The 21,473-nt window shown below is 69.9% G+C and carries 16 protein-coding genes, 1 tRNA gene and 1 pseudogene; 3 read left to right on the top strand and 15 right to left on the bottom strand.

Annotated elements, in window-relative coordinates; all coding sequences use genetic code 11:
* Nucleotides 1–2,546 (bottom strand): DUF7507 domain-containing protein (locus V6R91_RS34680; protein ID WP_442928216.1); only part of this gene is annotated, 2,546 nt, incomplete at its 3' end.
* Between the two features lie 234 nt (nucleotides 2,547–2,780).
* Nucleotides 2,781–3,299 (bottom strand): hypothetical protein, encoded by a 519-nt coding sequence (locus V6R91_RS34685; RefSeq protein ID WP_336399114.1) that lies wholly within the window; start codon nucleotides 3,297–3,299, stop codon nucleotides 2,781–2,783.
* 116 nt (nucleotides 3,300–3,415) lie between these two features.
* On the opposite strand from V6R91_RS34685, the gene V6R91_RS34690 reads away from it, so the two are divergent.
* The gene (locus V6R91_RS34690) at nucleotides 3,416–4,213 is read left to right on the top strand and encodes an aminoglycoside adenylyltransferase domain-containing protein (RefSeq protein WP_336399115.1); all 798 of its coding nucleotides are present in this window, start codon (nucleotides 3,416–3,418) and stop codon (nucleotides 4,211–4,213) included.
* 452 nt (nucleotides 4,214–4,665) lie between these two features.
* On the opposite strand, the gene V6R91_RS34695 is transcribed toward V6R91_RS34690, so the two are convergent.
* The 7 genes and pseudogenes from V6R91_RS34695 to V6R91_RS34725 form a co-directional block, all read right to left on the bottom strand.
* On the bottom strand, nucleotides 4,666–5,853 hold the full coding sequence (locus V6R91_RS34695; protein WP_336399174.1) for a helix-turn-helix domain-containing protein: 1,188 nt from the start codon (nucleotides 5,851–5,853) through the stop codon (nucleotides 4,666–4,668).
* 20 nt (nucleotides 5,854–5,873) lie between these two features.
* Nucleotides 5,874–6,473, bottom strand: a complete 600-nt coding sequence (locus tag V6R91_RS34700; protein WP_336399116.1) for a hypothetical protein — start codon at nucleotides 6,471–6,473, stop codon at nucleotides 5,874–5,876.
* Nucleotides 6,474–6,554: 81 nt separating this feature from the next.
* Complete coding sequence (locus tag V6R91_RS34705; RefSeq protein ID WP_336399117.1) at nucleotides 6,555–7,019, bottom strand: nucleotide-binding protein; 465 nt, start codon at nucleotides 7,017–7,019, stop codon at nucleotides 6,555–6,557.
* A gap of 71 nt (nucleotides 7,020–7,090) precedes the next feature.
* Nucleotides 7,091–8,206 (bottom strand): helix-turn-helix domain-containing protein, encoded by a 1,116-nt coding sequence (locus V6R91_RS34710; protein WP_336399118.1) that lies wholly within the window; start codon nucleotides 8,204–8,206, stop codon nucleotides 7,091–7,093.
* A 58-nt stretch (nucleotides 8,207–8,264) separates the two neighbouring features.
* Nucleotides 8,265–8,564: pseudogene (locus V6R91_RS34715) on the bottom strand (tyrosine-type recombinase/integrase); the annotation flags it as partial.
* Between the two features lie 722 nt (nucleotides 8,565–9,286).
* Nucleotides 9,287–9,377: transfer RNA gene (locus tag V6R91_RS34720), tRNA-Ser, on the bottom strand.
* Nucleotides 9,378–9,420: 43 nt separating this feature from the next.
* Nucleotides 9,421–10,473, bottom strand: coding sequence for a hypothetical protein (locus tag V6R91_RS34725; protein ID WP_336399119.1), 1,053 nt, complete (start codon nucleotides 10,471–10,473; stop codon nucleotides 9,421–9,423).
* A 126-nt stretch (nucleotides 10,474–10,599) separates the two neighbouring features.
* Between V6R91_RS34725 and V6R91_RS34730 the strand changes: the two genes are divergently transcribed.
* Nucleotides 10,600–11,376 (top strand): hypothetical protein, encoded by a 777-nt coding sequence (locus tag V6R91_RS34730; RefSeq protein WP_336399120.1) that lies wholly within the window; start codon nucleotides 10,600–10,602, stop codon nucleotides 11,374–11,376.
* Nucleotides 11,377–11,482: 106 nt separating this feature from the next.
* On the opposite strand, the gene V6R91_RS34735 is transcribed toward V6R91_RS34730, so the two are convergent.
* The 5 genes from V6R91_RS34735 to V6R91_RS34755 form a co-directional block, all read right to left on the bottom strand.
* Nucleotides 11,483–11,944 carry an SRPBCC domain-containing protein gene (locus V6R91_RS34735; RefSeq protein ID WP_271062744.1) on the bottom strand — a complete coding sequence of 154 codons (462 nt, stop codon included), beginning with the start codon at nucleotides 11,942–11,944 and terminating at the stop codon, nucleotides 11,483–11,485.
* Between the two features lie 60 nt (nucleotides 11,945–12,004).
* On the bottom strand, nucleotides 12,005–15,559 hold the full coding sequence (cydD, locus tag V6R91_RS34740) for a thiol reductant ABC exporter subunit CydD (RefSeq protein WP_336399121.1): 3,555 nt from the start codon (nucleotides 15,557–15,559) through the stop codon (nucleotides 12,005–12,007).
* 172 nt (nucleotides 15,560–15,731) lie between these two features.
* The gene (gene cydB / locus V6R91_RS34745) at nucleotides 15,732–16,757 is read right to left on the bottom strand and encodes a cytochrome d ubiquinol oxidase subunit II (protein ID WP_271062748.1); all 1,026 of its coding nucleotides are present in this window, start codon (nucleotides 16,755–16,757) and stop codon (nucleotides 15,732–15,734) included.
* Between the two features lie 11 nt (nucleotides 16,758–16,768).
* A complete protein-coding gene (locus V6R91_RS34750) occupies nucleotides 16,769–18,199 on the bottom strand; it encodes a cytochrome ubiquinol oxidase subunit I (protein WP_067250625.1) in 1,431 nt (476 codons plus the stop codon).
* Nucleotides 18,200–18,220: 21 nt separating this feature from the next.
* Nucleotides 18,221–18,856: a helix-turn-helix transcriptional regulator gene (locus V6R91_RS34755; protein WP_219086179.1), complete on the bottom strand. Its 636-nt coding sequence runs from the start codon at nucleotides 18,854–18,856 to the stop codon at nucleotides 18,221–18,223.
* 449 nt (nucleotides 18,857–19,305) lie between these two features.
* On the opposite strand from V6R91_RS34755, the gene V6R91_RS34760 reads away from it, so the two are divergent.
* Nucleotides 19,306–19,803 (top strand): MogA/MoaB family molybdenum cofactor biosynthesis protein, encoded by a 498-nt coding sequence (locus tag V6R91_RS34760; RefSeq protein WP_336399122.1) that lies wholly within the window; start codon nucleotides 19,306–19,308, stop codon nucleotides 19,801–19,803.
* Between the two features lie 237 nt (nucleotides 19,804–20,040).
* On the opposite strand, the gene V6R91_RS34765 is transcribed toward V6R91_RS34760, so the two are convergent.
* Nucleotides 20,041–21,276: a molybdopterin molybdotransferase MoeA gene (locus tag V6R91_RS34765; protein ID WP_336399123.1), complete on the bottom strand. Its 1,236-nt coding sequence runs from the start codon at nucleotides 21,274–21,276 to the stop codon at nucleotides 20,041–20,043.
* Nucleotides 21,277–21,473: the final 197 nt, after the last annotated feature.

Raw genomic sequence — 21,473 nt, forward strand, 5'->3', positions numbered from 1 at the left:
GTGCCCGACGACGTCGCCGCGTTCGTCACCGACCCCGCATCCACATCCGCCTGCTGCACCACATACGTCGCCGTGCACGTCAGTTCGGCACCCGGCGCCAGCGTCCGGTTCGCCGGGCACTCGATCGCCGACAGCGCACCCGCACCGGAGAAGGCGCCCTCCGCGATCGACACATCCGTCAGCGTCACGTTCCCGGTGTTCTTCGCCACGAACGAGTACGTCACCGTCTCCCCCACGACCAGATCGGTCTTGTCCGCCGACTTCACGACCGTGATCGACGGCGACGAGGTCCCCGTGATCGTCACCTCGGAGGGATCCGACGTCACCGGGTCACCCGTCGGCGGCGTGCCCGACGACGTCGCCGCGTTCGTCACCGACCCCGCATCCACATCCGCCTGCTGCACCACATACGTCGCCGTGCAGTCCAGGAACTCGCCCGGGGAGAGCGTCCGGTCGGCCGGGCACGCGATCGCCGACAGGTCGCCCGCGCCCGTGAAGGCGCCCTCCGCGACGGCGGCCTCGGTCAGCGTCACGTTGCCGGTGTTCGTCACGCGGAAGGAGTACGTCACCGTCTCGCCCACCACGAGGTCCGTCTTGTCCGCCGTCTTCGCGATGGACACGCTCGGGTCGGGGACCGAGGGGGTGGTGGTCTCGGACGGCTCCGAGGTCACGGGCGGGCCCGTGGGCGGCGTGCCCGTCGCGGTGGCGTCGTTGCGCATCGATCCGGCGTCGACGTCCGCCTGCTGCACCGTGTACGTGGCGGTGCAGACGAGCTGACCGCCGGGCGCGAGCGTCCGATCCGCCGGGCAGTCCACGGCCGACAGCGTCCCGGCGCCGGTGAACGCGCCCTCGTTGACGCCGACGTCGGTCAGGGTCACGTTGCCGGTGTTCGTCACGACGAACGAGAAGGTCACCGTCTCACCCACGACGAGCTCGGCGGTGTCCGAGGACTTCACGATGCTCAGCGAGGCGTTCTGATCCGCCGTGATGGTAACCGACGAGGGATCCGACGTGACGGCGATCTCATCCGGCGACACGGCCCGCGCGGTGGCGGTGTTCTCGACCGATCCGGCGTTCACGTCGGCCTGCTGCACACTGTACGTCGCCGTGCAGGTGACGGAGGCGTCCGGCGCCAGCGGCTCCGGCAGGGCCGGGCAGGAGACGGCCGACATCGATCCGGCTCCGGTGAACGCCGTCTCCGCCACGGAGACGTCCTTGAGGGGGACGTTGCCGGTGTTGGTCACGCGGAACGAGTAGGTCACGGTCTCGCCGGCGACGAGGGTGGTCTTGTCGGCGGTCTTCTCGAGCGACACTGCGGGCAGGCGGGCGTCGTTCGTGAACGTGCAGAGCGCGGCGACGCCCTTCGCTCCCCCGTCCGGGACGGTGAAGGCCCCGGATCCGCCGTCGCCCGAGCCGAGGGTGTTCCCGGTGTTCCGGTCCACGCAGGACCAGCGGGTGTCGTACTTCGGACGCCCGACGCCGGATCCCGTCTCCGAGACGGTGATCCGCTGGCCGGACAGCACGAGGACCGGCCCCGCTTCCTGGGGCTGGACGCCGGGGGCCGTGCCGCTCGTCGTGGCGGTGTTCCCGCCGGTGATCCCGTCACCGGTGATCGTCATCGTCACCTGGTCGGAGCTGGTGTTGCGCCCCTGCGGGAAGTCCTTGACGACGGTGACCGAGTTCGGCGAGGCGCAGGAGGCCATGTCCACCGAGCCCGCCGTCGGGAAGGCGACGTTGCTGATGTTCTGCCCCGTGGTCGGGTTGACCTTGTACATGCGGCTGCCGCCAGCGACGTAGAGGTATCCGTCGCCCGCGAACCCGATGCCGTTGAGGGGCGTCCCGCCGGTGTCGATCCGGACCAGCTCCTTGGCCGTGATCGGCACCGTCGTCCCGCCCGCCGAGGGGATGTCCTGCTCGACGACGCTGACGATGTTTGTCGTCCCCGCGCCGTTGCCCCCGGCCACGACGAACAGGTTGCCCTGGCTGTCGAACGCCCAGTCGCCGTTGGCACCGCCGTTGGGGACCGGCCCGCTCGCGACGAGACCCATGGACTGGTTCGTCTGGGTGTTGAAGCCGTAGACGTTCAGCGTGCCGTTGGTCAGGCCGCCGTAGTAGTAGTGACCGTTGGCCGCGTTGATCGCGCCGTGGGTGACCGCGGCCCCGGCGACGCCAGCGCCGAGGAGCGTCGTCTGCCCGGTGACGCTCGAGTACTGGTAGATCGAGCGCGCGGTGCCGGAGTTGGCGGGGAGGACGCCGATGATCACCTCGCCGTAGCCGTCGCCGTCCGCATCGTGGATGCCGGTGCCGTTCAGGTTGCCGGTGGCGCCGGAGATGTTGAAGGTCCCGGCCACGGTCTGAGCACCGGTCTCGCGGTCGATCTGCCAGATGTTGCGCGGGCTCTGACCCTGCTGCGTGTAGACGTCGCCGCAGAACAGCGCACCAGCCGCCGTCGCCGGCGTCTGGTCCACGATCGTGATGTTCACCGCCGTCAACGCGGCCACCAGCGTCGCGACGACAGTGGCGGCGACCACCCGCGAGCGGTGCATCAGCGTCTTTCGGACGCGACGATTCTCCCCAGTGCCAAGCATGCGTACCCCCACGGTCGGATTGGCTCCGTCCAACGATAGGGGGGTGATACCAAAATATGAGAATTACCTGGAGATTGCATACCAGTATCTCGGTATGCAATCCTCGAGCCGTCGGCGCAACCCGCCGCCCGATCAATGCCGTTCCGGAGCGCGGTGACCTCCGTGACGGCGCGGTGACCTCAGCAACGAGGGCTAGAAGCCGTCGACTCCGTGCTCCGCGAGGAACGCGGCCAGCCTCTCCCTGGCATCGATGGCCGCGAACGAGTAGCAGTCGTAGCTGGGCCGGGCCTCATCCTCGTCGCGGGAGAAGTCGCCGTACCCCAGCGCGGGGATCTCGAGGAGCCGCGCATCGAGATACTGCGCGTCGGCCAGACTCCAGGCATTCGAGCGGAAGCAGTAGTCGAACGCCGAGATCCGTTGGTCCTCCAGTGCGGTATCCGTCTCGTAGATCGCCCGCGCGATGTCCACGGCCGTGTAGTCCGGGACGCGCGGGACCAGATCGACGGAGATGCGCTGGCAGAGACCCTCGCAGGTCTTGGTCTCACTGTGAAGGGTCGCGTCGAGTCCGCCCTGCACGGCGGACACCTGCGACGAGATGGCCGCGAGCCGGTCCTCGTCCAGTCCCTCGGGAATCCCCAGCACCGAACATCCGCTCAGCCCTACGGCCAGCGCGGCGAGCGCAACGAGGAGGACCCTTCGACAACGTGCCATGCCACCATCAGACCACGAGGCTCGCGAGGTCCGCGCGCGACTGCCCACCCCGCACCCGCGGCGCGGCGGATCGCGGCGGTGTGATCGCGAGCATCCGACATCGGCAGAATGAAGGCATGGGGTACGGGCAGAGCGTCGCAGCGCAGGTCGCCCCGGTCATTCGTCACCTCGACGAGGTGAGCCCGGGCGATGTTCTCGGGGTCTATCTGTTCGGATCGGCCGCGTCTTCCGAGATCCGCCCGGAGAGCGACATCGACCTGCTGGTGCTCACCCGACGATCCCTGTCGAGTCGCGAACGGCGCGATCTGACGGATCTGCTGCTCGCCGTGTCCGGATGGCGGGGGCACGCCACTCGGTTCCCCGACGCTCAGGATCGTCGACCGATCGAACTCACCGGCCTGACGGCACCGCAGCCGGGTTCGTGGGCGGGCGCGCCGCTCCGCGACTTCCAGTACGGAGAATGGCTGCGCGAAGGGATCCTGAACGGGCACGTCCCGATGCCGGAGAACGACCCCGACGTGACGGTGCTGATCGCGACCGCACATCAGGCCCACCGGGTTCTCCTCGGGCAGCCCCTCGGCACCCTGCTCCCCGCGGTGCCCCCCGAGGCGCTGCGCGAAGCGATCCTCGCATCGGTCCCGGAGGTGCTCGCCGGCGTCGAGGGCGACGAGCGGAACACGCTGCTCACGCTCGCGCGGATCCTGGTCACGCTCGACACCGGACGAATCGTCTCGAAGGACGCTGCGGCCAAGACCGTGGCGGACACGCTCACGGGCGCCGATCGCGCGCTCATGGAACGCGCCCGAAGCCACTACCTCGGCATCGGGGACACCGCGTGGGACGCGCCGGCGGGTGCGACCACGGCCCTCGCCCGCCTGCTCGCGGACCGCGCCGCCGGCCCACGCCGTTTGTAGCCGACTGGCGCGGCCAGCGGCCACGCCGGCGTGTGCTCGTCAGGCCGTCATCGCGACGTTGTGCGTTCTCCACGCGCTGTTCCCGTTTTGACGCGCAACCTTGATTTGCGAGATCGCAGTTCCAGGACGGGTCGCCATCACCTCGCCTCTCGGCGTCCCATCGGCCGCGACCAGCCGATCGACCGGAGGGAGGCCCGCGGCCGTGCTCTCCGTGAGGACGTGATGATGGGAACCGATCGATGCGCCACACTGCGACCCGGACAGGCGAAAACCCCCGATTTCTCGGGGGTTTTCCTGGCGGTGACGGTGGGATTTGAACCCCTATCGCAGGCCACTGGATGCCGGAGCGACCGCTGAGATCCGCCTGATTCCGCGGAGGTTGGGCACATGTGCGCACACCTGAAATCGAGGTCCCGCAGATATTCGTTACCGTTGCGTTACCGCTGGAGGGATCATGGCCTGCTGGGCAGTCGCGAGATCCGCCCCGTGGAGCGCGAGGAGGCATCTGGACGTTCACGCGGCTGAAGCACCGTCACCTCGGCCGGCGGCCTCGATACCCCCGAGGGACTCCAGTCCAACCAGCGCGCAATGTAGTTGACCCCAAGCCCCGACGCACGCGAGGCGCCCTCCACTACGTCTCCTGTAGGGAAGGCCTCCCGGAGCGCTTTTCCGAGCCAGACAGCGGACTCGGTCCCGGGACGATGGGGCTCTTCCTTGTTCCATCTGCGAGCCGAGATCTGCTTGTAAAGCGACCGAGCCTGTGCATCATCGATCACACCCAGCTCTCGGAACCGGAACACAAAGGCCTTGATTGAATATCCCCACTTCTGTTTGAGCAACGCCAAAGTGCGCAGCGTGACCCGCCCGCCCAATGCCTCGAGATCTTCTAGGGCCGAATCGCCTGGCACGAGAAAAGAAGCCGCAAACCTGTTGGCCTGCTGTTCCATCCGGGCTGCCTCCGACGGCGCGGCCGGCTGCGCAGAACCTGCGTGAAGAACGAGATGTCCCAGCTCATGTGCGACAGTGAACCGTTGTCGATCACCTGGGATGTCCAGGTCCGCGTCGTGCGAAGGGCGTGCCACGCGGATGACCGGTATCCCCTCGACTGTGAGCGACATTCCCCAGTGGCGGCCAAGCTCGCGGTCGAGGGGCAGAACGACACATCCGAGTCGCTCGACGGCGCGAATGACGTTGGGGATGACTTCTTCAGCGTCGAGACCCGCGGCTGTTCGGACATCCGCCGCGATGCGGTCGATTTCGTCGTCATCATTCAGATCGCTGTCGTAGATGGGAAGTTTGACCGTGAGGGTACGCAACCCTGCCGAGCGAATTACCTCGATGGCGCTGATCGAGTCAAACGTAGTGCGATCGACTGCGCGCTGGGGCGCATCCGCGTATGCTCGCAGCTTCGGACGGTCGAACTCAGCGTTCGCTGAAGCTGTCAGATAGCTCGGTTGGCAGTCGAGAACCTCCGCGAGCGCACTCAGCATCGCTTGATCCGCCTCTTGGTGACCGTTCTCAATCATTGAGATCGACCCGGACGCGATTCCGCTTCGCACAGCCAGCTCAGTCTGAGTCAGGCCGAGCGCAAGTCGAAGCTGCCGAACGCGCGCGCCAACAACAGCCGCACCTGGCGGCATTGAGTCAATCACGATGCTCCCTAGGCTTGCTTGTCGACGTCGTCGGAATCCGGCATGTCCCAACCCGCAAGCGAGTCACCGCTATCGGGAGTGAACGACGCGCCGCCGCGCGGAGCGGGCTCATCGAAGCGGTGCATCCAACCAAACTCAAGATGCGCAACGGCACCCTCCGACTGGCCGATGACTTCGGCGACGAAGAAGCTCACCGAGTCGTTTTCCCCGAACGTGCACCCGAACACGTACGGCACCTCCCGCCAAAAGCCGTCGTCCGACAGACCTCCCCAAGTGGATCCGCTATTGGCGATGACGCGCAGGTCCTCACCTACAAGCTCAGCGCTGCGCAACCGAATGATGGCGTACTCGTCGCCGTTGAACTCATACAGCTCGACGGCGCCCCCCAGGCCCGAACGGGGATTAAGTCCTCGCCGCCCGGCAGCGGCACGGAACTCTCGCGCGATGATCGACCGCACCAACGCAGATCGCGGGACGTTGTTGTCAGTGAACGCAGGATGAAGCTCAAGCGCTGCAGTGACAAGGCCTGCGCTCGCCTCGAACTCCTCCCGGATGTCCAGCGCAACGCCACCGAGGAGATCAACGAGATCCGAAGAAAGTGCGACCATGACTATGAGGATATTCCATCAAATGTCACAGCACAAGCGCCCCTGTCCCCCCACGCCTCCCCTGCGAGTGGGTCTTCGACCTCAGATGAGGCCGTTCTCTTCTGCCCACTGCGCGAATCGGCCCTGCTTGAACGGGAGACGGTACTCCCCACCAAGGAGGTCATCGGCAAGGTCTGAGACCATGGCTACGGTGAGCTTCTCCTCGCGGATGGCGTCGCACAGCAGTGCGAGCGTTCCCCGGCAGTTCAGTTTCTCCCGGCGAGCAAGACTGCTAGCCACCCTGTCGTCAACAATGAGCTCGTGACCGCGGGTTTTTCCTAGCGCCAGGACGCCGCACTCCCCTGTATTCCGACCGCCTGCGGCGAGAAGTCGTTCGAAGCCTGCGAACGCCTGCAGGTAGGCGAGGTCAGTGCTGCGATCAACAGTGATCCAGTCAGCATCGAGAACCTGCAGCAACCCGGGATCGGTGCGGCTCTGATCTTTGACTTCAGCCTCCACGCTCTCGGGGATCATCACGTCGTAGTCCCGGCACAAGTACTTCAGCACACCGAGCCACTGCTGTAAGGCGAAATGCCGCAAGGGACCTGTGTCGAACACGCGTCCCGGCCGGGAGTCCGTCACGAGACGAACTGCCAGATGTCGCCATCCGTCGGTACATGCGGTGCGGGTAGCTCGTCCTCATCGACCGTCCCCCAGAGAAGCTCGAGCGCACGGGCCCCCGAAATCAACTCATCCCGCACCAGCCGCAATACCGCTTGCTGGTAGATCCGCGGCTGGGTTACACCTGCCAGGTCGTCGTGCGGATGGAGATCGTGCTCAATCATGTCAGCGCCGGTCGTCCGGACCTGCCGAATCTGACCGGCCTCCGCCCCGTTCACCAACTCGAGATCCATAAGTCGGCGCGCCAGCGTCGCCATATCCACCCGGAAAGTGCCCGCGGTGACGACCGCCGCAGTTCGCACGCCATCGACGATCATGCGCGTCCACAAGTCCCGCAATCCTCGGGACGGCAAGAGAAACGCCCGCGCAAAGTGGTCCAGCAGCGCTTCAGTCTGCTGCCCACCCGCAGTGACATCCCAGTCGACTGAATAGTCGTCCGCGACTAGGAAGTGCCCAAACTCGTGTGCGGCCGCGAGCCGACGACGCCCCACCTTCTGTGCGCTGTTGACGAGCGAGACCCCAGTAGCATCGCGCAGCAGCACCGTACCGGCATCGGCCGTGTCCGTCCCAAGATCACGGGTAAACACCAGCAGGCCCGCATCCCCAAGGAGGCGCTGAAGGTCGCGCGCAGGCGAATGCTCGTCAAGACCCACCGAGGCGCGTGCACGCTCCGCCATCTTCTCGGCGTCCGTGTGCGTCTGTGGCACATCGAGATGGGACCCGGGGACTTCTCGTCGGTCAAGCGCGCCGAGTTCCTGTACGAGCTCAACATCGGCCGCAAGACCCTCCAGCATCGCATCGATCTGAGAATCGACGACTTCCAGCCCCTGGGAGGACCGATGAGAGACGATTGCCGGAACTGGAGTAGTGAAGAACGATGCCATGCGCACTCGGAGCGCGTCAGCAATCTGCGAAAGCTCAAGAGCCGACACCTTCCGCGTGCCGTTCTCAATCTTGTTCACCATCGTTCGGTCCAGTTGAAGGCGCTCACCGAGATCGGACTGGTTCAGCCCGCGACGCTCTCTGGCTTCGCGGATACGCGTGCCAAGTTCAGCCGATGTCATCTCAGTCATGTGTGCGATTCTCGCACACATGACTGAGAGCGTCACTACCGGAGCCGCCCTCCGCTACCTACGACCCGAGTGAAGCAGAGCGCTGACTGTCCAGCGCAACCGCGACGGAGTCGAGATCGCCGTCGAAGAGCTCCGCGTACGTGTCGTGGGTCATCGCCGCGCTCGCGTGCCCAAGCATCCGCTGTACAGCCTTGACGTTGGCTCCCGCGCTGATCGCGAGCGACGCGGCGGTGTGGCGCAGGTCATGAGGAGTGACTCGCGGCATGATCGGCGACACTTCCTCGCCTCGCCCCTTTGCCTCAGCCGCAGCCTTGGCATCCTCAGCGCGGATCCTCTTCACAGCTCCCGCGAACCACCCCGAGACGGCGTTACCCGACCGGAGGTATCCCCGAACTCCGCCGGCAGAAGCTCGCCGACGCATCTGCACACCCCACGCTCGTCCTGTTCCTGGCATACACGGGTCTCAGATGGGGTGAGGCTACCGGGCCGTGTCAAGCACGTAGACGCGCTCAGACGGCGCGTGAGCGTCGAAGAGAACGCCGTCATGGTCGGCACCGTGATCCACGTGGGGACGCCGAAGACCCACGAGACGAGATCGTCCCCTGCCCGGAGTTCCTGGCACTGCGGATCGCGAAGCTCTGCGAGGGCAAGGGCCGCGATGATCTCCTGCCCGGTGACGATCAACTGCACGTGCGACTCCCGAACTCGCGTGACGGCTGGTTCGCGGCCGCGGTGAAGCGCGTGCTCTCCGACGAGGAAAAGCTCGTGGCCGCTGCGAATTCCCGGGGTGAGAAGCCACCGGCCACAATGCCGCGCGTCACGCCGCACGACCTCCGGCACTGCAGCGTCTCTGGCGATCTCGGCTGGAGCGAACGTGAAGGCCGTGCAGCGGATGCTTGGGCATGCCTCCGCGAGTATGACGCTCGACACGTACGCAGACCAGTTCGATGACGACCTCAACGGCGTTGCAGCGACCCTCGATCAGGCACGTCGCACTGCGAGTGTTGTCACGCCGTTGTCACGAGGAAAGTAGAAAGCCCGCCCTCCCCAGTGTTTTCTAGGGAGAACGGGCTTCCGGACTGGCGGTGACGGTGGGATTTGAACCCACGGTAGGGGGTTACCCTACACAACTTTTCGAGAGTTGCACCTTCGGCCGCTCGGACACGTCACCGCAGAAGAGTTTACGTCACGCCGAGCGCGGACGCGAATCGGGCTCACCAGGACACGGCGACGTCCGCGTGGGTGCGGAGGATGTCCTCGGTCGCGCCCGCCGGCGCACGGCCGATCCCGCACTCCGTCGCGACGCCGAAGGCGGGCGCGTGCGGTGCGGCGGCGGCGATCCGACGCCGGGCTCCTTCCACGCCGTCCTCGCGGTGCACGAGCCCGAGGTACAGCTCGGTCCCGTCGGCGAGCGCCAGGTCGTCGAGGGGCGCGAAGTACGCGTCGTCGTCACGGGCGATCGGGACGGGAAGGTGCAGCCACGTGAGCGTCCGCCCCGACGCCGCGGCGACGGCGTTCGCGAAGCGGACGAGGTTTCCCGCATCGGTCGGCTCGATGAAGTGCTTCTCGCCGGCGTCGCCGTAGCAGAGGTGCACTCCGGCCTCCACGTCGGCGGGCACGGCGTCCACGAGCGCGGCCAGACGGCCGACGAGCCCGTCGAACGGGTCCCCCGGCCACCACGCCTCCATGACCCGGCCGTACCCCGCTGCCCGCTCGATGATCCCCATCTCGCTGGCCACGTCCCACTGGATCGACAGGTCCTCGTGCGGAACGGTCCGGAGGATCCCGTCCAGCTCGCGCAGGATCGCCGCGGTGTAGAGCGGCTCGATCGCGCCGCGGTCGTCGCCGGAGAAGAAGGAGGAGATGACCGCGAGGGGCGTGGGAAGCGACACCTGGAAGCGCGTCCCGGCCGGGATCACGCCCGCGTCGCGGAGGCGGCGGAAGATCCCGTACGACGCCACGGCGGCGTCCTCGTAGCCCAGCGGCGGCAGGACGATCGACTGGGGGTCCACACCCTCGCCGATCCGGAGCGGACGCGCGTCCAGCCCCGCCCCGAAGGGGATCGGGGCATCGCCGACGCGTTCGATGCCCTCCGCCGCCCCGAGGACGTCCGGCTGGAACATGATCCAGTGGAATCGCTTGCCCACCTCCCCGTCCGGGATCCGCCTGAGCCGAGCGCCGAGGATCTCGGAGGCCGTGCGCATGGTCTTCTCGGCGTCGTCGAAGTTGACGCTCCCGACGAGATGGGCTCCCTGAGGCTGTGTCATTCCCCCAGCGTAGCGACGGGCCCGTTTTGCACGGCTCCGCGCCCGACGGGAGCACGCCCGCCGAGTTAGGATGTCCTAAGTAGGTCGCGCCCCGGGAAGGGCGCGGACGAGATGAGGGGAGCCGAGATGTCGTTCATCCGCTCGGAGGCGCTGGAGGAGACGGGATACGTCGTGCTCGACCGGTACGACCAGACGGCGGATCCGGCGGAGTGGTTCGACCTCGAGTACGTCCCGTGGCGCTCGTCCGGCATCACGCGCTTCGCCCCGCTGGCGAGCTATGCCGGCGAAGTGGAGTGCAACGGCTTCTGGAACCACACCCCGCCCCGCACGGACAAGGACGGCGTCTGGGTACCCTCGCAGTCGGCGCTCGCCCCGACGCTCGTACGCCGTGCCGCGGAGGCCGGCGCCAACGTCGGGCGCTGCCGCGTGATCGAACTCCAGCCCAACACCTACGCCGACGCGATCTACAACCTGCACCAGGACGACAACAACCGGCTCAACGACGAAGGCACCGGATGGGTGGTCCGGGGCTTCTTCAACCTCACGGACGACCCGGACTCGCTCCTGATCCTGCGATCGGACCGCTTCGACCCCGCCACCGAGATGCGCCTGCCCCTCCCGGAGGGGTCGCGGATCGTCGTGGACACCCAGCGGTTCTGGCACGCGGTGTGGCACCGCGGCGTCGCCCCCCGCTACGCCCTGATCACCTCGTGGACCTCGGGTCCCGAGCTCGACGCGTACATCGCCGCGAACCACGGCGACCCGCATCCCGCCTCGATCCCCGTGGACCCCGAGACGGTCACGGCGGCGCAGGCCGAGATGCACCGCCGCATCGAGGAGCGGCGCCGCTCGTTCGAGGCGCAGGGCATCACGATGGAGCCGCTCGAGCCGCTCTGGCCCTGACCCGCTCCCGGTCGGCCGCGCGGTCCGGGGCCGCGTGCCGATCGCCGACAACAGCGGCACGTTCCCGCCGCGACGAGGCCACCAAGGCCTCGGCTCCGTCCGCGGATCAGCGGCCGACAAGCGCGGAGAGGTTCTGCAACGACGACCGCAGGCCCGTGAGGTGGTCCTGCTCTGATACCCCCTCGGGCACGTTCTCGGCACGGATCGTTACCCTCGCCCGGTCTCCCTCCGCCGTCACGAGCCACGACATCCGCATCACGCCGCCGAAAGCAGGATCGTCAGAGGCGAACTCCACGTCCTGGATCACCCGCTCGCCCTGCTCGATCTCGACGAACGTCGCCTCGACGACGTCCTCCCCGCCGCCGGACTTCCCCTCCTCCGCCGCTGGATCGTCGTAGCGCAGGATCATCCGGTATCTCCCGCCCGGACGCGGCTCGAAGCGCTCCATGCGTCCGGTCATCCCGCCGGGCGGGAGCCAGCGCACCAGCGCATCCGGATCCAGGAGCGCCGTGAACACGCGCGCCGAGGAGGCATCGATCAGCAGGTCCGCTTCGTCCGTCCGTGCCATATCCTCCACGCTACGTGGGCTCCGGCGCGTCGGCCACCGAGCCCGGATCGATCGGACCGCTCAGGCGGTACGCCCATCCTGAAGGCGGACCACGCGGTCGATGCGCCCCTCGGGCGGTGCGACGTGGGAGATGAGGAGGACGGACTGGTCGCCTGCGGCTCCCAGGAGGTCGTCCAGCAGCGCCTCCGACGTCGCCGGGTCGACACCCGCCGTCGGCTCGTCGAGGACCAGGATCGGGAATCCGCGCAGCAGCGCCCGAGCCAGGGCGATGCGCTGCGCCTGCCCGCCGGAGACGAGCGCGCCGCGCTCCCCGACACGCGCGTCGAGGCCGCCGCGCTCGCGCACCCAGTCTCCGAGCCCGACCCGCTCCAGCACCGCGAGGAGCTCCTCGTCGCTGGCCGTGTCCCGGGCGAACAGCAGGTTCTGGCGGATGTCCTCGTCGAAGAGCTGGGGCTCCTGCTCGCACAGCCCGACGACCGCACGCAGGGCGGGGCCGGGCATCCGTGCGGCGTCCTCGTCGCCCACGCGGTACTCCCCCTCGGCGGCGAGGAACCCGACGAGCGCGGCGGCGAGAGTGGACTTCCCCGCTCCGCTCGCCCCGGTCACGAGGACCCGCTCGCCCGGTCCCAGATCCAGATCGACCCCGGTCAGCGCCGGGCGCTCCGCCCCGGGCCACCCCGCACGCAGACCCCGCACCCGCAGCGCGGGCGGACGGGTCACGGGCGAGGCGGCGGGAGGAGCCGGCGTCACGACGCCCGTGGAGCCCGGCTGGTCCGCACGGATCTGCGCGGGCAGCTCTGCCGGCAGCAGCGCGTGGATGCGCTGCGCGCCCGCCCGCACCCCGCGCCAGGACGACGCGGCCTGCGGAACCGCGCCGAACACGTCGAACACCGCCATCGGCAGGAGCACCGCCACCGCGAACCACGGCGCATCGACCGCGCCGCCGGGAAGACCCGGCACCGCCACCGCGATCGCCCACAGGGAGGCGAGGCCTGCGGCCACGGACACCGCCCCGGCCGAGGCGGCCTGCGCGCGGGCGGCCCGCGAGACCGTGTCGCGAAGGGCCTCGTCGGCGGCCCGGATGCGCGCGCGCGACGCCTCCTGGACCCCGAACGCGCGGAGCACGTCGGCCGAGGCCATGTCATCCACGAGCGCACCGGCGAGCGCGGCGCGGCGCTCGGAGACCGCGCGCTCCGCCCGATCCCCGAGCACGCGTCCGACGAGCACCGCGACGACCGCGGCGAGCACCAGGCAGACGGCGAGCGCGCCCGCGGCGGCGGGCGAGACGACGGCCATCACCGCGACCGAGGCCACCGCGACCACGCCACCGGACACCAACGGCAGCACGACGCGCAGCGGAAGGTTCTGCAGGTTCTCCACATCGTCGACGAGCGCGGACAGGACGGATCCGCGGTCGGTGCGTCCGAGCCCGGCCGGTGACAGCGGGATCAGCCGACGCACGATCGAGGCGCGCAGGTCCGCGAGCCGGCGCAGCGCCGCGTCGTGGCCCGCGATCCGCTCCAGGTATCGGAAGACCGCGCGCGAGACGGCGAAGAACCGCACGCCGACGACGGCGACCGACAGCGGCACGAGGGAGTCCACGAGCGAGGCGCTGACGATGAGCCAGCCGCTCACCAGCAGCAGGCAGACGGCGGCGGCGGCGGACAGCACGGCGGAGACGAGGGCGGGAAGGAACCGGCGCATCGGAGGCATGGCCGCCCGCAGGATGCCGCGGACCGAGGTGTCCAGCGGTGCCTCGGCGGCGGGATCCGGTTCGGAGCGCGACACGCGCCCCTCCTCCACCCACGGTGCCGGGCTGGCCGGGACGGGGAGCCGCGCGCCGACCGCGGCGGACGTGGCCGGCGCGGCCGCCGCCGCGGTTCCCGCGGTCAGGACCGGAACGACGGGACCGCTCTCCCGCACCGCAGGAGCATCCGGCGCGAGGACGACGATGCGATCGGCGATCGCCCGCGCAGAGGGCCGATGGGAGACGAGGAGGATCGCCGTGCCTGCGTCCGCGAGGGCGCGAAGGCTCCGCCACAGGGCCTCCTCGGTCTCGGCGTCGAGCGCGCTGGACGGTTCGTCGAGGGCCAGCACCTCCGCTCCCGAGCCGAGCCGGTGCACCGCTCGCGCCACGGCCACGCGCTGGCTCTGCCCGCCGGACAGCCCCGCACCCTGCACCCCCAGCGACGTGTCCGGGTCCAGCTCGGGGGCACCGGCGGCGTTCAGGGCCGCGCGCACCCGCTCGGCGTCGGGAGTCACCTCGCCCAGCGCCACGTTCTCGGCGACCGTGCCGCGCACCAGCCCCGGTCGCTGGCCGGCCCACGCCAGCCAGGACGACGCGTCGAGCGTCCGGACGTCCCGGCCCGCCCAGCTGACCCGCCCCTCGAAGGGCGCGACCCCGCGCAGCGCCGCCAACAGGCTGGACTTCCCGGCTCCGCTGGGCCCCTCGACGAGGACGATCTCGCCCGCCGCCACCGTCAGCGACACGGCGGGGAGGATCCGGTCCCCGCGGCGGACGCGTGCATCCGCGACGACGAGCACCGGATCCGCGGGCGGACCGGACGGGGCGGGGTCTGTCACGCCGGACGCGCCCAGGGCGCGGGCCGCATCGAGGGAACGTCCCGACGCCCCAGACGCGGCCCCGGACGCGGACGCCGACGCCGGACGATCCTCGTCCAGCACGGCGAAGACGTCCTCGGTGGCGGCCACCCCTTCGGCGGCCGCGTGGAACTGCACGCCCACCTGCCGCAGCGGCAGGAACGCCTCGGGTGCCAGGAGCAGCACGAACAGGCCAGGGCCGAGCTCGATCTCCCCGGCGAGGAGGCGGAATCCGACGGACACCGCGATGAGCGCGACGGCGAGCGAGGACAGCAGCTCCAGGGAGAACCCGGACAGGAACGAGTAGCGCAGGACCCTCATCGTCTCGCGCCGGTACTGTTCTGCGGTCTCGCGCATCCGCGCCGCCGCCCGCCGCTCGCGTCCGAACACGCGCAGGGTGGCCAGTCCCTGCACCGTGTCGGCGAAGCGGGCCGCGAGCTGCTGGAGCACACGGAGCTGTCGCCGCTGCACGGTGCGGGTGGCGATGCCGATGAGGATGAGGAAGATCGGGATGAGCGGGAGCGTCACGATCGCCGTGAGCCCGCTCGGCCAGTCCTCCAGCCACATCACGAGGACGATCACCGGGGTCGCGATCGCGGTGAGGACCAGTTGCGGGATGTAGCGGGCGAAGTACGGGTCCAGGGCGTCCAGACCGTGCCCCGCCGTGACGGCCAGGGCCGCCTGGTTCCGGCGGGCGAGCCACTCCGGGCCCCGGCGCCGGATCGCGTCCAGCAGCGCCTCCCGCAGCTGCATGCCCGTGCGCGCCGCGGCCCGCGCGCCCCACGCCTCCGACGCCCAGACCAGCCCGCCGCGGACGAGGACGACGCCCGCGAGCGCGAGGAGCGAGCCGTCCGCCAGCGGGCGCTGCTCGGCGACCGCCGTGATCGCCGCCGCCACGATCCACGCGAACGCCAGCGTGACCGCCGTCTGCGCGAGCGCGATCCCCGCGGAGACGACCAGCCAGGTCCGCGCGGCGGGGGCGTACCGGAGCAGACGCGGGTCGACGGGCTTCATCCCTCGATCCTCCCCGTTCCGTCACCGGAACCCGCGACACCGCACCCGCGTCGCGGGAGCCCGTCAGGGAGAACGGGTCCCACGACGCGGGCGGCGCCCCCTCTTGCACGGGATGCGTCCCCGCGCCCGGACGACGACGCCGGCCGTCCGGGCCATCCCGCGTCCCCGGGTCTCACGCGTGCGCCGGCGCCGCCTCGATCGACGTCCGGGTCACGCGCTTGCGGAACACCCAGTACGTCCACGCCTGGTAGGCGAGCACGAGCGGCATCGCGATGAGCGCGGTCCACGTCATGATCTGGAGCGTGTAGGGCGTGCTGGACGCGTTCTCGATCGTCAGGCCGAAGGCCGGATCCGTCGTCGACGGCAGGACGTTCGGGAAGAGCGCCCCGAAGAGCATGACGACCGCGGCGAGGGTCGTGACCATCCCCGCGAAGAACGCCCAGCCCTCGCGCCCGCGGGCGGTGAACAGCACCGAGGCGAGCAGCGCGACCGCGGCGAGCGCGCCGAAGACGACGACCATCGCGAGCAGCGACGGGCGTCCGGCCGCGATCACGATCGTCCAGACGACCGTCGCCGCCGCGGCGAGCACGGTCGGGAGCGACGCACGCAGCGCCAGGCGTCGGGCGTTCTCGCGCACCGGCCCGTCCGTCTTCAGCGCGACGAACGTCACACCGTGCAGGAAGAACAGCAGGAGCGTCGTGACGCCGACGAGCAGGCCGTACGGGTTCAGCAGGGTGAACAGGCTTCCCGTGAAGACGTGGTCCTCGTTCAGCGGGACGCCCTGCACGATGTTGCCGAACGCCACGCCCCACAGCAGGGCCGGGACCGCGGAGCCCACGACGATCATCGTGTCGAAGCGGCGCTTCCAGCGCGGGTCGTCGCGCTGGTGCCGGTACTCGAACGACACGCCCCGCAGGATCAGGGCCAGCAGGATGATCAGCAGCGGCAGGTAGAACCCGCTGAACAGCGATGCGTACCACTCCGGGAACGACGCGAACAGACACGCGCCGGCCACGATCACCCAGGTCTCGTTGAGATCCCAGACCGGCCCGATGGTGTTGATGATCTGCCGACGGGAGACGTCGTCCTTGCCGAGGAACGGCAGCGACATCCCGACGCCGAAGTCGAACCCGTCGAGCACGAAGTAGCCGACGAAGAGGAACGCGACGATCCAGAACCAGAGGTATGCGAGATCCATGACCATCCTCCTCAGTAGACGACCGACGAGACGCCGCCGGGGGTTCCGGCCCCGTCCGCGTCCGCGGGCTTCTCGGTGGTGTCCGGCCCCTTCTGGGCGGCGCGGATGATGAGCGCGACCTCCACCACGGCGAGCGCGGCGTAGATGGCGGTGAAGCAGATGAGCGAGATCAGGACCTCCACCCCGCTGACGCCGGGCGAGACGCCGTCACGCGTCGTCATGAGGCTGAACACGATCCAGGGCTGCCTGCCCATCTCGGTGAAGACCCAGCCGACGATGTTCGCGCCGAGGGCGAGCGGGTAGGACCAGATCGCGATCTTCCACATCCACGCGGCCGGCTCGCTCTTCGCGCTCTTGCGGGTGACCCAGAGGCCCACGAGGGCGATGAAGGCGTGGAGCATGCCGAGCCCGATCATCCAGCGGAACGCCCAGTAGGTGACCCAGAGGATCGGGGTGAACTCGGTCAGGCCGGTGTCCGCGAACCGCTCCGCGTACTCGGCGTTCAGATCGTTGATGCCGTGCACGCAGCCGTCGACGGTGTGCGTGGACAGCAGCGACAGCAGGTAGGGAACACGGATGGAGAAGAGATCCGTCTTCCCGTCCGGCGTGCCGAGCGTGAAGAGGCTGAAGGCCGCGTCCTTGCCGCACACGGTGTTGAACGTCGCCTCGGCGGCCGCCATCTTCATCGGCTGCGTCGCGTACATCGCCAGGCCCAGCTGGTCGCCCGTGAGGACCACCCCCGCGGCGGAGACGAGCATCGCCCACAGGCCGAAGCGCAGCGAGATCCGCATCGTCGACGTGTGCTGCCCGCGATACAGGTGCCAGGCGGAGGTGGAGATCACGACACCGGCGGCGAACATGAACGCGCCGAAGATCGTGTGCGGGAACGCGGTCACGGCCACCGGGTTGGTCAGCAGCGCCCCGAAGTCGACGAGCTCAGCACGGTTGGTGGCGGCGTTGTACTCGTATCCGACCGGGTTCTGCATGAACGCGTTGGCCGCGATGATGAAGTACGCAGAGAGGATCGACCCGACGACCACGCACCAGATCGTGGCGAGGTGCAGCTTGGGCGGGAGCTTGTCCCACCCGAAGATCCACAGCCCGATGAACGTCGCCTCGAAGAAGAAGGCCAGCAGTCCCTCGAACGCGAGCGGGGCGCCGAACACGTCGCCGACGAAGCGGGAGTAGTCGGACCAGTTCATCCCGAACTGGAACTCCTGCACGATGCCGGTGACCACGCCCATGGCGAAGTTGATGAGGAAGATCTTCGCGAACAGGCGGGTGAGGTGCAGGTACTCGATCTTGGCGGTGCGCACCCACATCGTCTGGAAGATCGCGGTGACCGTGGCCATCCCGATCGTCAGCGGGACGAACAGGTAGTGGTACACCGTCGTCAGTCCGAACTGCCAGCGTGAGAGCACCAGCGGGTCGAGCCATTCCATGTGCTGCTCCTTCCTCGTCCGTCAGCCGCGCGCTGCGGCGGTCAGCAGCTCGGTGGTCAGCTGCACGGTGCATTCCTCGGGCCGGTCGGCCGCGCGCACGCATTCGGCCGACAGCGGGCCGCCCGCCTCGGCGAGCACGCCCTGCATGAGCCCCAGGTGGACCTGGCACAGCACTGGCCGGTGCTCGGGCCGGGCGGCCGCGTGCGGGCACGGGGTGAGCTCGACCCGCAGGCCGTCTTCGGCGACGACCGGCTCGAATCCGCTCTCCTCGAGGTGCTCGACGAGGGCGTCGAGCTGGTAGGTGGCCTCGCGTCCCAGCTCCGACCCCTCGGTCCGGAGGAGGCGCCGCATGAGGTCGCCCCGCTCGGCCGCGGCGGACACCTTCCTTCGCGCGACCGGGCTGGACGCGTCTGGGGCGCCGGTGGCGGCGCTGTAGAGCGTCCGGGGACGCCCCCGAGTCGTCCGTCGCTCGGTGCTCTGGATCACGTATCCGCCCTCGATGAGCCGCTGCAGGTGCTCGCGGATCGTGTTGGCGTGGAGCCCCGTCGCCTCGGTCAGCTCGCCGATCGTGCGCGGGGACCGCGACTGCACCAGGTGCAGGATCCGCACCCGGGAGTAGCTGGAGATCGGCCCGCAAACGGGCGCACCGTTGGCCATGGCTCCATTATTGCCAGGCCACGGACGCCTTCTGAGGCTTTGGGCCGTGAATAATCGCGCCGCCGATAGGTATTGCTGATCGTGACGATTCCCCTTCCGGATGCCCGCCCTCCGTGCGCCGCACTGGCGCGCCGCCGCCGCGCGCCGTGCGCCGCGCCGCGCCGCCGCGTCCGTGTGGCCCGTGCCCCGCCCTCCCCGCTGCGCCGCCGCGTCCGTGTGGCCCGTGCCGACCGGGTCCACGTTGTCGAGTGGTCAGTTTTTGTGGGTTCCCGGCCCCGCAACCCACAGAAACTGACCACTCGACAAGCGCCTCGGGTCGCGGGCGACGCCGGCGAGGGGTGACGGTGGGCGGTGGGCGGTCGTCGTGCGGGCGGCGGGGGCGCGCGATCGCCCCGGGAAGGCGGCTGGCGGCTGGCGGCTGGCGGCTGGCGGCTGGCTAGGCTGACGGGATGAGCGACACGACTCCGCACGACGCCGTGCGCGCCGCCGTACTGACCGTGTCCGACCGCTCCGCCGCCGGTGAGCGCCCAGACGCCGCGGGTCCCGTCGCGGTCGCCGCCCTGCGCGCCTCGGGCTTCGCCTGCGACGACGCCCTCGTCGTGGCGGACGGCGCCGACAGCGTCGCTGCGGGTCTTCGCCGGCTGCTCGCCGGCGGCACGCGGCTCGTCGTCACGTCCGGCGGCACCGGCATCGCGCCGCGGGATCAGACCCCCGAGGGCACGATGCAGGTCCTCGACCGGACGCTCCCGGGGATCGCCGAGGAGCTGCGTCGCCAGTCCGCCGCGATCGCCCCCGGCGCTCTGCTCTCGCGCGGCGTCGCCGGAGTCTCCGGCACCGCGCTGATCGTGAACCTCCCCGGCTCCCCCAAGGCCGTCGCCGAGGGCATGCCGCTCGTGCTCTCCCTCGCCCGCCACGCTCTCGACCAGCTCACGGGCGGCGACCACTGACCCGACCAGGTCTCCTCCCGTCCCGTCCCGTCCCGCCGTTCCGTCCCGTCCCGCCGTTCCGTCCCTGCCCCTGACCGCGAAACCCCCTCCCAGCGCCGATACCCCCTCGCAAATACGTGGATACGAGGGGGTATCGACGCGGAGAGGGGTTTCGGCGAGATGGATCCGACGTGCCACCCGAACGACGTCAGGTCCGACCCGGATGGGCCCCGCGACCCCGCTTAGCCGGACGGAAGCTCAGAGCTCCATGACGTCCACGAGGTCGCCGACCGACACGCGCTCCACCTCGGCGGGGACGATCGCGTACGCCTCGGCCGTGCCCAGCCCCACGGCCAGGTGTGAGCCGGATCCGCCGCGCGTCGCCGGACGCACCCGCGGCGCCGCGGGGTCGCTCCGGTCGATCACCGCCGGCAGGTACTGACGCCGGCCGGCCGGCGTGCCCCACTCGACCGCGGCCGGCAGACGCAGCAGCGGACGGTGCACGGCCGCGCATCTCTGCATCGCCAGCAGCGCCGGGCGCACGAACACCTCGAAGGACACCGCGGCGCTGACCGGGTTGCCCGGAAGCCCGAAGAGCAGGAGGCCGTCCTCCGTGACCCCGAAGCCCTGCGGCTTGCCCGGCTGCATCGCGATCCGGACGAACTCCATGTCGGCGGCGAGGGTCTGGCGCACGACCTCGTACGCGCCCGCGCTCACCCCGCCGGAGAAGACGACGACCTCGGCGCCGAGCGTCCGCGCCTCGCGCACGGCCTCGGCGGGTCCCGCGCCCTCGTCGTCCACCACGACCCGGAGGACGACCTCGGCCCCCGCGTCCTCAGCGAGGGCCGCGAGCAGGATGCCGTTGGAGTCCGGGATCCGTCCGCGAGACAGCGGGCTTCCGGGCGCCACGAGCTCGGATCCGGTCGAGACGATCGCGACGCGAGGACGCTCGGACACGCGGACCTCGGCGATCCCTGCCGAGGCGAGCGCGCCGAGCTGACGCGCGCCGAGGAGCGTCCCTGCGGGAAGCACGCGATCGCCGGGGGCGACGTCGTCTCCGGCACGGCGCACGAACGTTCCGGCGGCCCGCGCCGCACGGCGCACCACGGCCGTGTCGAGGGAGTCCGCCAGCCCGCCCTCGGTGTCCTCGAAAGGCACGATCGCATCGGCGGCGGACGGCACGGGGGCGCCGGTCATGATGCGCACCGCCGACCCGGCCGGCATCTCGGGATCGAGATCGCTGCCCGCCGGGACGTCCGCGACCACCCGCAGCCTCACCGGCTCGTCCGCCGAGGCGTTCGCGACGTCCTCGAATCGCACGGCGAACCCGTCCATCGCGGAATTGTCGAAGGGAGGGACCGCGCTGCGCGCCTGCGCGTCCTCGGCCAGGGTGCGACCCGCGGCCTCGGCGAGCGGGACAGCGCGGACAGCGGTCCGGGTGATGCGGTCGAGGATGCGGAGCTGCTGCTCCTCGACGCTGCGGAAGTCGCTCATCCTCCGAGGCTACCCACCCCGACACTCCCGCGCGGGATCAGGCCAACGCGCCAGATCAGGCCTGCGCCACCATAACCCGCCTGACCTGGCGCGATTGCCTGAACCCGCGGCAGGAACAAGCGGCCACCCCGGGGACAGACCCGCGACCGGCCCACTCCGTCCGAGCCACCCCACGGCCTCGCCGAAACAGGCAAACG

This window comes from Microbacterium sp. CCNWLW41, assembly GCF_037083505.1.

What these genes read in the sequence shown, in the direction of transcription:
- V6R91_RS34710 (WP_336399118.1), bottom strand. Translation starts at nt 8,206, where the DNA reads ATGACTGAGATGACATCGGCTGAACTTGGCACGCGTATCCGCGAAGCC.
- V6R91_RS34735 (WP_271062744.1), bottom strand. Translation starts at nt 11,944, where the DNA reads ATGGCACGGACGGACGAAGCGGACCTGCTGATCGATGCCTCCTCGGCG.
- V6R91_RS34685 (WP_336399114.1), bottom strand. Translation starts at nt 3,299, where the DNA reads ATGGCACGTTGTCGAAGGGTCCTCCTCGTTGCGCTCGCCGCGCTGGCC.
- V6R91_RS34750 (WP_067250625.1), bottom strand. Translation starts at nt 18,199, where the DNA reads ATGGAATGGCTCGACCCGCTGGTGCTCTCACGCTGGCAGTTCGGACTG.
- V6R91_RS34765 (WP_336399123.1), bottom strand. Translation starts at nt 21,276, where the DNA reads ATGAGCGACTTCCGCAGCGTCGAGGAGCAGCAGCTCCGCATCCTCGAC.
- V6R91_RS34730 (WP_336399120.1), top strand. Translation starts at nt 10,600, where the DNA reads ATGTCGTTCATCCGCTCGGAGGCGCTGGAGGAGACGGGATACGTCGTG.
- V6R91_RS34760 (WP_336399122.1), top strand. Translation starts at nt 19,306, where the DNA reads ATGAGCGACACGACTCCGCACGACGCCGTGCGCGCCGCCGTACTGACC.
- cydD (WP_336399121.1), bottom strand. Translation starts at nt 15,559, where the DNA reads ATGAAGCCCGTCGACCCGCGTCTGCTCCGGTACGCCCCCGCCGCGCGG.
- V6R91_RS34695 (WP_336399174.1), bottom strand. Translation starts at nt 5,853, where the DNA reads ATGCCGCCAGGTGCGGCTGTTGTTGGCGCGCGCGTTCGGCAGCTTCGA.
- V6R91_RS34700 (WP_336399116.1), bottom strand. Translation starts at nt 6,473, where the DNA reads ATGGTCGCACTTTCTTCGGATCTCGTTGATCTCCTCGGTGGCGTTGCG.
- V6R91_RS34725 (WP_336399119.1), bottom strand. Translation starts at nt 10,473, where the DNA reads ATGACACAGCCTCAGGGAGCCCATCTCGTCGGGAGCGTCAACTTCGAC.
- V6R91_RS34690 (WP_336399115.1), top strand. Translation starts at nt 3,416, where the DNA reads ATGGGGTACGGGCAGAGCGTCGCAGCGCAGGTCGCCCCGGTCATTCGT.
- V6R91_RS34755 (WP_219086179.1), bottom strand. Translation starts at nt 18,856, where the DNA reads ATGGCCAACGGTGCGCCCGTTTGCGGGCCGATCTCCAGCTACTCCCGG.
- cydB (WP_271062748.1), bottom strand. Translation starts at nt 16,757, where the DNA reads ATGGATCTCGCATACCTCTGGTTCTGGATCGTCGCGTTCCTCTTCGTC.